11 protein-coding genes are annotated in these 12031 nt (G+C 55.4%); 10 read left to right on the top strand and 1 reads right to left on the bottom strand.

Annotated elements, in window-relative coordinates:
- From VU18_RS11460 to yihA, 3 genes are all read left to right on the top strand, one after another.
- Window positions 1-1130: S16 family serine protease (locus tag VU18_RS11460; protein ID WP_047758124.1), on the top strand; the 1130-nt coding region annotated here is incomplete at its 5' end.
- Window positions 1131-1305: 175 nt separating this feature from the next.
- Window positions 1306-3648, top strand: a complete 2343-nt coding sequence (gene lon / locus VU18_RS11455; RefSeq protein ID WP_047758123.1) for an endopeptidase La — start codon at window positions 1306-1308, stop codon at window positions 3646-3648.
- A complete protein-coding gene (yihA, locus tag VU18_RS11450; RefSeq protein ID WP_047758122.1) occupies window positions 3645-4232 on the top strand; it encodes a ribosome biogenesis GTP-binding protein YihA/YsxC in 588 nt (195 codons plus the stop codon). The genes lon and yihA overlap by 4 nt, the downstream gene beginning before the upstream one ends.
- Window positions 4233-4458: 226 nt before the next feature.
- Here yihA and VU18_RS11445 read toward each other — a convergent pair whose 3' ends face one another.
- On the bottom strand, window positions 4459-4944 hold the full coding sequence (locus tag VU18_RS11445) for a LiaI-LiaF-like domain-containing protein (protein ID WP_033010625.1): 486 nt from the start codon (window positions 4942-4944) through the stop codon (window positions 4459-4461).
- 165 nt (window positions 4945-5109) lie between these two features.
- On the opposite strand from VU18_RS11445, the gene hemA reads away from it, so the two are divergent.
- The 7 genes from hemA to spoVID all read left to right on the top strand — a co-directional run.
- Complete coding sequence (gene hemA, locus VU18_RS11440) at window positions 5110-6426, top strand: glutamyl-tRNA reductase (protein ID WP_047758121.1); 1317 nt, start codon at window positions 5110-5112, stop codon at window positions 6424-6426.
- A gap of 6 nt (window positions 6427-6432) precedes the next feature.
- A complete protein-coding gene (ccsA, locus tag VU18_RS11435; RefSeq protein ID WP_044744836.1) occupies window positions 6433-7254 on the top strand; it encodes a cytochrome c biogenesis protein in 822 nt (273 codons plus the stop codon).
- A gap of 15 nt (window positions 7255-7269) precedes the next feature.
- Complete coding sequence (hemC, locus tag VU18_RS11430) at window positions 7270-8205, top strand: hydroxymethylbilane synthase (protein ID WP_047758120.1); 936 nt, start codon at window positions 7270-7272, stop codon at window positions 8203-8205.
- Window positions 8198-8968, top strand: coding sequence for a uroporphyrinogen-III synthase (locus VU18_RS11425; protein WP_047758119.1), 771 nt, complete (start codon window positions 8198-8200; stop codon window positions 8966-8968). The genes hemC and VU18_RS11425 overlap by 8 nt, the downstream gene beginning before the upstream one ends.
- Window position 8969: 1 nt before the next feature.
- The gene (hemB, locus tag VU18_RS11420; RefSeq protein ID WP_047758118.1) at window positions 8970-9944 is read left to right on the top strand and encodes a porphobilinogen synthase; all 975 of its coding nucleotides are present in this window, start codon (window positions 8970-8972) and stop codon (window positions 9942-9944) included.
- A gap of 17 nt (window positions 9945-9961) precedes the next feature.
- Entirely contained in the window at window positions 9962-11254 is a 1293-nt protein-coding gene (hemL, locus tag VU18_RS11415) for a glutamate-1-semialdehyde 2,1-aminomutase (protein ID WP_033010614.1), read from the top strand.
- 121 nt (window positions 11255-11375) lie between these two features.
- A partial coding sequence (gene spoVID / locus VU18_RS20235; protein WP_047758219.1) for a stage VI sporulation protein D occupies window positions 11376-12031 on the top strand: 656 nt, incomplete at its 3' end.

Raw genomic sequence — 12031 nt, 5'->3', positions numbered from 1 at the left:
TGTTGTTTATCGACGAAATCGGTGAACTTCACCCGATCCAAATGAACAAGCTGCTAAAAGTGCTCGAGGATCGGAAAGTGTTTTTTGAAAGCGCCTATTACAGCAAAGAAAACCCGCAAATTCCAAGCCATATTCACGATATTTTTCAAAATGGGCTGCCAGCCGATTTCCGTCTTGTCGGGGCGACGACGCGCACGCCGAACGAAATTCCCCCGGCTATCCGCTCCCGTTGTTTGGAAGTGTTTTTCCGTGAACTCGATCAAGACGAGATCGCCTTAATCGCCAAAAAGGCGACGGAAAAAATCCGCCTGAACGTGTCAGAAAGCGGAATTCGCCTGCTTGCCGCCTATGCGCGCAATGGGCGGGAGGCGGTGAACATGATGCAAATCGCCGCCGGTCTTGCCATTACGGAAAACCGTGACAAAATTTTGGATAAAGACATTGAATGGGTCATTCATTCAAGCCAAATGGCTCCGCGCTATGAAAAGAAAATTGCGTCCGCCCCGGCGGTCGGCGTCGTCAATGGCCTTGCCGTGTACGGCCCGAACACCGGCGCGCTTCTTGAAATTGAAGTGACCGCCTTGCCGGCGAAAGGAAAAGGGACGATTAACGTCACGGGCATTATTGAGGAAGAGAGCATCGGCAGCGCCGAAAAATCGGTGCGCCGCAAAAGCATGGCGCGCGGTTCAGCAGAAAACGTCATCACCGTGCTGCGGGCGATGGGCGTGCCGGCCGACCGTTACGACATTCATGTCAACTTCCCGGGCGGCGCGCCGGTTGACGGGCCGTCAGCCGGGGTGGCGATCGCCGTTGGCATTTATTCAGCCATTTACCAGCTGCCGGTTGATCATACGATCGCGATGACGGGGGAAATCAGCATCCGCGGTTATGTCAAACCGGTCGGCGGTGTATTTGCCAAAATCAAAGCGGCAAAACAAGCGGGGGCGAAAAAGGTGATAATTCCGCTTGAGAACATGCAGTCGCTGCTGCGGGAAGCGAGCGGCATTCAAATTATTGCTGTCCGCCGTCTTGAAGAAGCGCTGATGCACGTGTTCGGCGAGGAGGCGCTTCGCCGCGGGCCTGCCTTTTTGCCGGCGGCGGCCGACCGTACAGGGAAAAAGCTTGTATAAAGGCAACGCGCCAACGGAGGGTTGATGGCGAATAGAAAGCGGCTGTTTTTTAGGTGGTCCATGGACGGCTTCGGCGCCGGCGAATCGCCGCCGAAGTCGGTTTTTGTTTGCCTGCAAACGTCAAATTTTACAAACCCCGCTGCCGTACTATACAATAAACGAATAGAAGCGAGAGATGGAGGTGTTCGGCGTGAACGGAAAGAAAAAGGAGACGGTCGTTCCGCTTTTGCCGCTGCGGGGGCTGCTCGTGTTTCCGACGATGGTGCTCCATTTGGACGTCGGGCGCGAGAAATCGGTCAGGGCGCTCGAACAGGCGATGGTGGAGGATCATATGATTTTGCTGACGTCGCAAAAAGATGTCGCCGTCGACGATCCAGACATGGACGACTTGTATAAAATGGGGACGATCGCGCGCGTCAAGCAGCTGCTCAAATTGCCGAACGGCACGTTCCGCGTGCTTGTGGAAGGCATCGCGCGGGCGCTTATCACTGAAGTCGTCAGCGAGGAGCCGTATTTTTCGGTCAAGTTTGAGAAGTTTGCCGACCGGTCGGCGAAAGACTTGGAAGATGAGGCGCTCAAGCGGACGATGCTCGAATACTTTGAGCAGTACATAAACTTGTCGAAACGGCTGTCGGCCGATATTTACGCGTCGATCGTCGACATTGACGAGCCGGGGCGCATGGCCGACATCATCGCCTCGCATTTGCCGCTCAAACTCGAGGAAAAGCAGCGCATTTTGGAAACGATCGACGTGAAAGAGCGCCTCAATAAAATCATTCAAATTTTGCACAACGAAAAAGAAGTGCTTCAGCTCGAGAAAAAGATCAGCGCCCGCGTCAAGCAATCGATGGAGCGGACGCAAAAAGAATATTATTTGCGCGAACAAATGAAAGCCATCCAAAAAGAGCTCGGCGAAAAAGAAGGAAAAACGGGCGAAGTGGAAGAGTTGAAAGAAAAAATTGAGGCGGCCGGCATGCCTGAACATGTGAAAGAAACGGCTCTCAAAGAGCTTGACCGGTATGAAAAAATTCCGGCGACCTCAGCGGAAAGCGCGGTCATCCGCAACTACTTGGATTGGCTTCTCGCCTTGCCGTGGTCGAAGGAGACAGAAGACATTCACGATATTAAGCGGGCGGAAGCCATTTTAAATGAGGAACATTACGGACTCGATAAGGTGAAAGAGCGGGTGCTCGAGTTTTTGTCGGTGCAACAGCTGACGAAATCGTTAAAAGGTCCGATTCTTTGCCTTGCCGGACCGCCGGGGGTCGGCAAAACGTCGCTTGCCCGCTCGATCGCCAAAGCGCTCGGCCGTCGCTTTGTCCGCATGTCGCTCGGCGGCGTGCGCGACGAATCGGAAATTCGCGGCCATCGCCGCACATACGTGGGGGCGATGCCGGGCCGCATCATTCAAGGAATGAGAAAGGCGGGCACGATCAACCCGGTTTTTTTGCTCGATGAAATCGATAAAATGTCAAGCGATTTTCGCGGCGATCCGTCGGCCGCTATGCTCGAGGTGCTCGATCCCGAACAAAACCATGCGTTCAGCGACCATTATATTGAAGAGCCGTACGATTTGTCGAAGGTAATGTTTATTGCGACTGCCAACTATTTGGCGGCGATTCCGCAGCCGCTGTTGGACCGGATGGAAGTGATCGAGATTCCGGGCTATACCGAAGTTGAAAAGCTCCATATTGCGAAGCGGCATTTGCTGCCGAAGCAGCTCGATGAGCACGGCTTGAAAAAAGCGGCGCTGCAAGTGCGCGATGATGCGATGCTTGCCATCATCCGCCATTATACGCGCGAAGCTGGAGTGCGGGAGCTGGAGCGACAGTTGGCGGCGATTTGCCGGAAGGCGGCCCGCCTCATTGTCTCCGGTGAGAAAAAACGGGTCGTCATCACAGAAAACAATCTCGAAGAATTTTTAGGAAAACGAAAATACCGCTATGGACAGGCGGAAGCGGAGGACCAGATCGGTGTGGCGACCGGTCTTGCGTACACCGCGTTTGGCGGCGATACGCTCGCCATTGAGGTGTCGCTCGCGAAAGGTAACGGCAAACTTGTGTTGACCGGAAAACTCGGCGATGTGATGAAAGAATCGGCGCAGGCGGCGTTCAGTTATGTTCGATCGCGCGCTGAGGAACTCGGCATCGATCCGAAATTCCATGAAATGTACGATATCCATATCCATGTCCCGGAGGGTGCGGTGCCAAAAGACGGGCCGTCTGCAGGCATTACGATCGCCACCGCACTCATTTCCGCGCTGACGGGCAAGCCGGTGAGCCGCTTTGTTGGCATGACCGGCGAAATTACGCTGCGCGGCAGGGTGCTTGCGATCGGAGGCTTGAAAGAGAAAACGTTAAGTGCCCACCGCGCCGGGCTGAAAACGGTCATTTTGCCAAAAGACAATGAAAAAGATTTAGCGGACATTCCGGAAACGGTGAAGCGCGACTTGCGCTTTGTGCTCGTCTCCCATCTCGATGAGGTGCTGCCGCATGCGCTCGTGGGGTGGAAGCGATGAACGTAACAAAAGCGGAGCTCGTCATCAGCGCTGTCAAGCCGGAGCAATATCCGGACGGCGGGCGGCCGGAAGTGGCGCTCGCCGGCCGCTCGAACGTCGGAAAATCGTCGTTCATCAACAAAATGATCAACCGGAAAAACTTGGCACGCACCTCATCGAAGCCGGGCAAAACGCAGACGTTGAACTTTTATTTGATTAACGATTCGTTTTACTTCGTCGACGTGCCCGGCTACGGCTTTGCCCGCGTTTCAAAGCAGGAGCGGCAAAAATGGGGGAAGATGATGGAAACATATTTTACGACGCGCCAGACACTCCAGGCGGCGCTCTTGCTCGTTGACTTGCGCCACCCGCCGACAAAAGACGATGTGATGATGTACGAGTTTTTGAAGCATTATGACATTCCGGTCGTCGTCATCGCCACGAAAGCGGACAAAGTGCCGCGCGGCAAGCAGGCAAAGCATGCGAAAATCGCGCGTGAAACGCTGAACATAGCAGACGGCGACCCGCTCATTTTGTTCTCCGCCGAGACCGGACAAGGAAAAGAGGAAGCATGGGCAGCGATCATGCCGTTTTTAGCTGGATGATGGAAAAAAGGCGTCCCGTTTTTTGGAGCGGGACGCCTTTTTAGAAGGCTGATGACGGAGGGGAGACACGGTCTCCCCAAACGGTTTTTTCGGGTTGAACCGCTTGGCGGCGCTATAACGTCATTTTCGTGCGATGTTGACAAATTCAGCGAGTCTATTGTTCTTCACCAGCCTTTTCCGCCCGCGGGCTGGCCGTTCTGTTGGCGGAAACCGCTTTTTCGCCTGCTTACTTCCGTTTGGCCCATAGCACATACACTCCAACGGCGATCAGCCCGAGCGGCCAAAATGTCCAGACTGAAGAAAGCCCGGTCTGCAACAGTTGAAAGAGCGGCTGGCCGCGGCCGGAAAACGTCAGTACAACGGCGAGAAAGAAAAAAAAGACGCCGAAGCCGGCCCCGCCTTTTTGCTTGCGGCTGCTGGCCAAAAAGGCAAGCGCCGTAATGAAAAAAAACACGTTCATCCCGTGCGGCCAGGACGGAAACGCCTCAACGAGCAGCAGTTCGACGCCGAAGCCGAGCAAAAGGAAGCCAGGGAAGACATACTGGTATTCGCGCGCGGAATACGCTTGGCCGAGCAGGGCGGCGCCGCAAATGGCAAGCAAAGCCGGCCAGCCTTGAAAAAGGCGCAAAAACGGGATTGACAGCTGCCCGGCGAGGAAATACAGCCCAAGGCCGATGAACAGAATGCCGGAGAAAGCGGCTTTTTGTTTCATGGTCATATGTCCCCCGTTTCCCATATAGACATGTTTATGGTAGAATGGTCACTGTATACAGTTTATCATAGCTTTCGACGGATGTTCACAATTTTTTCAAACTGGAATGACTAACAGCCATGATATAATAGTAGAAGGGATTTGGCTAAAAGGGGGGATGGCATTGTGCAAGTCATCGTTGTCGGCGTGAATTACAAAACCGCCCCTGTAGAAATTCGTGAAAAGCTGGCGTTTGGCGAGGCAGAGCTTGGAGAGGCGATGCGGCAGCTCGCCAAGCAAAAAAGTGTGCTCGAAAACGTCATCGTGTCGACATGCAACCGGACGGAAATTTACGCGGTCGTCGATCAACCGCATACCGGCCGTTACTATATTAAGGCGTTTTTGGCTGAATGGTTTGGCCTTGAGGCGGAAGCGATCGCTCCGTATTTGCTTGTCTTTGAAGGGGAGGCGGCCGTTGGCCATTTGTTCCGCGTCGCCGCCGGTTTAGATTCGATGGTGCTCGGGGAAACGCAAATTTTAGGACAAGTGAAAGACAGCTATTTGCTCGCTCAAGAGATTGGGACGACTGGCACGATTTTCAACCATCTGTTTAAACAGGCGGTGACGTTCGCCAAGCGCGCCCATTCAGAAACAGGCATCGGCGCGCATGCGGTATCGGTCAGCTATGCAGCCGTTGAGCTGGCAAAGAAAATTTTCGGCCGTCTGGCGGATAAGCATGTGTTGATCATCGGCGCTGGCAAAATGGGTGCGTTGGCGGCGCAAAACTTGTATGGCAGCGGCGTTGGCAAAGTCACAGTCGTCAACCGGACGCTCGAAAAAGCGAAGCAGCTCGCCAAGCAGTTCGCCGGCGAAGCAAAGCCGCTCAGTGAGCTGTCGTGTGCGCTTCTGGAAGCTGATATCGTCATCAGCTCGACTGGATCAAAAGGCTATATATTGACGAAGGAAATGGTGGCGCCGCTTGAGAAAATGCGCAAAGGCCGTCCGCTTTTTATGGTTGATATTGCGGTGCCGCGCGATTTGGATCCGGCGTTGGCCGAGTTGGTGGCCGCCAATTTGGCCGAGCGGCAAAAGGCAGCGGCCCGCATTGAAACGATGATGGAGGCCGAACTCGTTGCGTTCAGCCAATGGCTGCAGACGCTCGGAGTCGTGCCGGTTATTGCGGCGCTGCGTGAAAAAGCGCTCGCCATTCAGGCGGAAACGATGAAAAGTTTGGAGCGGAAATTGCCGCACTTGTCGGAGCGCGACCGGAAAGTGTTGAACAAGCATACGAAAAGCATCATCAATCAGCTGCTCCGCGACCCGATTTTGCAGGCGAAAGAGCTTGCCGCCGGCCCGAATGCCGGGGAAGCACTCGAGCTGTTTATGAAAATTTTTAATATCGAAGATGCGGTGAAAGCGCAGCAGCAAGGGATGAAACGGGAAGAAACCGTGCGGAACGACCGGCAGCAAGCGGAAGCGGCCCGCCCATCGTGGCAGCTGTAAGGTGGGATGGTTGTGGCGCCGTTGTACGAACTGTCGATTTTGCTTTACATTGCGTCCATCCTGCTATACTTCATTGATTTTTTGCAGCAAAACCGGAAGGCGAACGAAACCGCCTTCTGGTTGCTTTCTGTTGTCTGGCTGCTGCAAACGCTGGTGTTCGCCTTTCGTATCATCGAAACGAAGCGCTTTCCGATTTTGACGATGTCGGAAGGGCTTTATTTTTACGCTTGGCTGCTCATCACGCTGTCGCTCGTGATCAATCGGCTGCTGCGCGTTGATTTTATCGTTTTTTTCACGAATGTTCTTGCCTTTTTTATTTTGGCCATTCACACGTTCGTGCCGTCGTCGCAGTCGCCGGCCATCGCCGAACGGCTCGTCTCGGAGCTCTTGATCATCCATATTACGCTCGCGCTCGGAGCATACGCCGCGTTTTCGTTGTCCTTTATTTTTTCGGTGCTGTACATGTTGCAATACAGTTTGCTGAAAAGAAAAAAATGGGGGGCGCGCCTATGGCGGATGGCCGATTTGGCGAAGCTCGATTTTTTGTCGTATGTTTTAAATTTGCTCGGTTTGCCTATGTTGTTACTAGGGCTGATTCTCGGCGTCATCTGGGCGTACATCCAAATTGACCACTTCCATTGGTATGACGCGAAAGTGCTCGGATCGTTTGTCGTTCTTCTTGTTTATGGCATCTACTTTTACAAACGGGTCGTCCGGCAGATGCAAGGAAAGGCGATCGCGTTATGGAACATCGGCTCGTTTTTATTTTTGCTTGTCAACTTTTTCTTGTTTGGCAGTTTGTCAAAATTTCATTTTTGGTATGCGTAACTGGGGAGGAACGAAATGCGGAACATTGTCGTTGGCTCGCGGCGCAGCAAGCTCGCCTTGACCCAGACAAACTGGGTCATCGCCGAATTGAAGCGTCTCGGGGCGCCGTTTACGTTTGAGGTGAAAGAAATCGTCACAAAAGGGGACCGCGTCCTTGATATCACGCTTTCCAAAGTGGGCGGAAAAGGGCTGTTTGTGAAAGAGATCGAGCATGAACTGCTCACCGGCGGCATCGATATGGCGGTTCACAGCATGAAAGACATGCCGGCGGTGCTGCCGGACGGATTGGTGATCGGCTCGGGGCCGCGCCGCGAAGATGCGCGCGACGTGCTCGTGAGCAAGGGAAAGCGGACGCTGTCTGACTTGCCCCCGGGAGCGGTCGTCGGCACGAGCAGTCTGCGCCGTTCGGCGCAGCTGCTTGCCTATCGTCCGGATTTGACGGTCAAGTGGATTCGCGGCAATATTGATACGAGGCTGGCGAAGCTGGAGAACGAAGATTACGACGCGATCGTGCTGGCGGCCGCCGGCCTGGCGCGCATGGGCTGGAGCGATGAGGTGATCAGCGACTACTTGTCGCCGGACATTTGCGTCCCGGCGGTCGGCCAAGGGGCGCTCGCTGTGGAATGCCGTGAAGACGATGAGGAGCTGCGCGAATGGTTACACCGCCTGAACGATGAGCGAACCGAATGGGCGGTGCGGGCGGAGCGCGCCTTTTTGCAGCAAATGGAAGGCGGCTGCCAAGTGCCGATTGCCGGCTATGCGGAAGTGCAAGGGGAAACGGTGCGTCTCACCGCGCTTGTTGCCTCGCCGGATGGCAACGAAATATACAAAGAAATCGTGGCCGGCGTTGATCCGGAGGCGGTCGGCCGGCAGGCGGCCGCCATGTTGAGCGAGCAAGGGGCGAAGGCGCTCATCGAGCGAGTGAAAAAGGGGTTGGACCATAATGCCTGAGAGCCCGCTTGCCGGCAAAACCGTGCTCGTGACCCGCGGGCAGGAGCAGGCAGCGCCGTTTTCCGCCAAGCTGCGCGCTGCCGGCGCTGTGCCGGTGGAGATTCCGTTCATTGCCATCAGGCCGGCCGCCGCGCCGGAAGACATCGCCACTGCAGCCGAACGGCTCGATTGTTACCGTTGGCTTATTTTTACAAGTGCCAATGCGGTTCGCTTCTTTTGCCCGCATATCGCTTCGCCGGCGCCCGTGCCGGACATCGCTGTTGTCGGTCGGAAGACGGCGGCGGCGCTTGCTGAGTTCGGCTTTTCGCCTGCGCTCATGCCGGACGATTTCACTGCCGAACAGCTGGCAGCCGCCCTTGCGCCCCGCCTCCGCCATGGAGACCGGGTGTTGTTTGTCAAAGGGGATTTGGCCCGCCCGACGTTGCCTGAAGCGCTAAGGGAAGCGGGGGCGTTGGTCGATGAGCTGACGGTGTACCGCACGGTGCCTGATGCAAGCGGACGTGAGCGGCTGTTGGCGCTGCTATGCGAGCGGAAAATCGATGTGATCACGTTGATGAGCCCTTCGGCCGTCCATAGTCTTGTCCGTCTTCTCGGCAGCAACGCGCCGACTCTTCTTGAAGGCGTCACCATTGCCTGCATCGGGCCGGTGACGAAAAGAGCAGCTGTGCAGGAAGGGATCACCGTACATATTTGTCCAACCGATTATACAACTGATGGTATGATAAAAGCGATGGAACAATATTTTTCAGTGGAGGGACGATAAAATGCCGTTGACATTTGACCGTCACCGCCGCCTGCGGCAAACGGCTACCTTGCGGGCGATGGTGCGCGAGACGCATCTTCGCGTCGATGATCTCATTTATCCGCTGTTTGTCGTGGAAGGAAGCGGTATTCGCCGCGAAGTGCCGTCGATGCCAGGGGTGCACCATTTGTCGCTCGACCGCCTGGCGGAAGAAATGGATGAAATCGCCGGGCTTGGCATTCCGGCCATCATGTTGTTTGGCGTGCCGGATGACAAAGATGAAGCCGGCTCACAGGCGTATTGCGAAACCGGGATTGTCCAACGAGCGATCCGCGAAATCAAAGCGAAGCATCCGGAGATCGTCGTCATCGCCGACACATGTTTATGCGAATACACAAGCCACGGCCATTGCGGCGTCGTCGAGAACGAACAAGTGCTGAACGACCTGTCGCTTGAGCTGCTCGTCAAAACAGCGGTCAGCCAGGCGCAAGCGGGCGCTGACATCATTGCGCCGTCGAACATGATGGACGGCTTTGTCGCTGCCATCCGTCAAGGATTGGATGAAGCCGGATTCGAGTACGTACCGATCATGTCGTACGCCATTAAATACGCTTCGGCGTTTTACGGCCCGTTCCGCGATGCGGCCAACAGCGCGCCGCAGTTTGGCGACCGGAAAACGTATCAAATGGATCCGGCCAACCGCCTTGAGGCGTTTCGCGAAGCGGAGTCGGATGTGAAAGAAGGCGCCGATTTCTTGATGGTCAAGCCGGCGCTTGCCTACATGGACATCATCCGCGACATCAAAAACCGCTTTCCGCTGCCGCTTGCCGCTTATAACGTCAGCGGCGAGTATGCGATGGTCAAGGCGGCGGCGCAAAACGGCTGGATTGATGAAAAAGCGGTCGTCATGGAAATGCTGACCGGCATGAAGCGGGCCGGCGCCGATTTGATCATCACGTATTTTGCGAAAGACGTCGCCCGTTGGTTGGCAGAATAAAGAGAGGAGGCGGAACGGTGCGAAGCTATGAACGGTCAAAAGGCGCCTACAGCGAGGCGCTCAAGCTGATGCCGGGCGGGGTGAACAGCCCGGTGCGCGCCTTCAAGTCGGTCGGCATGACGCCGATCTTTATGGCGCGCGGCCAAGGTTCGAAAATTTATGATATTGACGGCAACGAATATATCGACTATGTGTTGTCGTGGGGGCCGCTCATTTTAGGGCATGCCCATCCGCACGTTGTGGAAGCGCTAAAGCGCGTGGCGGAACAAGGGACGAGCTTTGGCGCCCCGACGTTGCTCGAAAATGAGTTGGCCAAACTCGTCATCGAGCGGGTGCCGTCGGTTGAAATCGTGCGCATGGTCAACTCCGGAACGGAGGCGACGATGAGCGCGCTTCGTCTCGCGCGCGGCTACACGAAGCGCAACAAAATTATCAAATTCGAAGGCAGCTACCATGGCCATGGCGATTCGCTGCTCATTAAAGCCGGCTCCGGCGTGGCGACGCTCGGCCTGCCGGACAGCCCGGGCGTGCCGGAGTCGGTCGCCCAGCATACGATCACCGTTCCGTATAACGATTTAGACAGCGTTCGCTACGCGTTTGAGCGGTTTGGCGAAGACATCGCCGCGGTGATCGTCGAACCGGTCGCCGGCAACATGGGTGTCGTGCCGCCGGTGCCTGGTTTTTTGGAAGGGCTGCGGGACGTGACGAAACAATACGGCGCCTTATTGATTTTCGACGAGGTCATGACCGGCTTCCGCGTGGACTACCATTGCGCCCAAGGGTATTATGGCGTTGAGCCGGATTTGACGTGTCTCGGCAAAGTGATCGGCGGCGGTCTGCCGGTTGGAGCGTATGGGGGAAAAGCAGAAATTATGGAGCTCGTCGCACCGAGCGGGCCGGTGTACCAAGCAGGCACGCTGTCCGGCAACCCGCTTGCCATGATCGCCGGTTACGAGACGCTTCGCCAGTTGACGCCGGAAACGTATGAAGAGTTCAAGCGCAAAGCGGCGCGCCTTGAAGAAGGGTTGCGCCAGGCCGCCGAAAAATATGACATTCCGCATACGATCAACCGTGCCGGGTCGATGATCGGCTTGTTCTTCACGAACGAACCGGTGGTCAATTACGAAACGGCGAAAACGTCCGACTTGGAGCTGTTTGCCGCTTATTACCGGGAAATGGCGAATGAAGGCATTTTCTTGCCCCCGTCGCAATTTGAAGGGCTGTTTTTGTCGACGGCGCACAGCGATGAGGATATCGAGTACACGATTGCCGCAGCGGAGCGGGTGTTTGCCCGTCTGCGCAAGGAGTGAACCAAATCAGGCTGCTGATCGACGGCAGCCTGATTTTTTTATCATACCGTCTCTTTTTCACTCATACAATGGATAATGTCATAGAATCCATTAGGCGAAGGGACGGAAGGAGGAGGCCCGGTTGGAGCAATCGTATTTGCGGTTTTCATTGGAAGAATCGGTCTGGTTTAAAAACGGACAGGAAGTCGCCGAATTTTTGTCGATTTCTCTTGATCCTGTGATCTCTGTCGACGAGTACGATCAATATATTACGATTCGCGGGGCGCTGGAATTAAACGGAGAGTTTCGTCCGGGGGACGGGGGAGAGGCCACGGAAGCAGACAGTGATGCGTTCGAATTTGCCAGCTACCGCTACATCCAGCATATTTCCGTGCGCGAGGATGGCATTAGCGAACTGTCGCACCGCTTTCCAATCGATATTACGATTCCAAAAAACCGCATTCGTTCCCTTGAGGATGTGTACGTGACGGTTGAATCGTTTGATTATGATTTGGATGAAAACGGAAGATTGCTGATCACTGCCGACATTTCGATCAGCGGCATCAGTGAAGCGCCGCTTGTCGATGACTTGCCTGCTGATGACGAAGAGGAAGAGCTGCTTTTGGCCCCGTTTGAGTCGATCGCCCGCAAGGAGGCAGCCGGCGACGAAGCGTTCATACCCGAGGATCGTCCCGCCGCTGCAGGCGAGGAACTGCCGGCTTCCGCCTTTGAACCGACGGCTGTGCGTCATGAAGAAACGCCGCCTGATGAAGAGGCGGGTGTAAAAGAGCCGTTTTT

It is taken from the genome of Geobacillus sp. ZGt-1, assembly GCF_001026865.1.
GTDB classification, from domain to species: domain Bacteria; phylum Bacillota; class Bacilli; order Bacillales; family Anoxybacillaceae; genus Geobacillus; species Geobacillus thermoleovorans.
This window is presented reverse-complemented; position numbering and strand designations above follow the sequence as displayed.

Bases quoted from the DNA above. Each gene is read 5' to 3' on its own strand.
- hemC (WP_047758120.1), top strand. From the start codon at position 7,270: ATGCGGAACATTGTCGTTGGCTCGCGGCGCAGCAAGCTCGCCTTGACC.
- VU18_RS11425 (WP_047758119.1), top strand. From the start codon at position 8,198: ATGCCTGAGAGCCCGCTTGCCGGCAAAACCGTGCTCGTGACCCGCGGG.
- yihA (WP_047758122.1), top strand. From the start codon at position 3,645: ATGAACGTAACAAAAGCGGAGCTCGTCATCAGCGCTGTCAAGCCGGAG.
- hemB (WP_047758118.1), top strand. From the start codon at position 8,970: ATGCCGTTGACATTTGACCGTCACCGCCGCCTGCGGCAAACGGCTACC.
- VU18_RS11445 (WP_033010625.1), bottom strand. From the start codon at position 4,944: ATGAAACAAAAAGCCGCTTTCTCCGGCATTCTGTTCATCGGCCTTGGG.
- ccsA (WP_044744836.1), top strand. From the start codon at position 6,433: ATGGTTGTGGCGCCGTTGTACGAACTGTCGATTTTGCTTTACATTGCG.
- lon (WP_047758123.1), top strand. From the start codon at position 1,306: ATGGAGGTGTTCGGCGTGAACGGAAAGAAAAAGGAGACGGTCGTTCCG.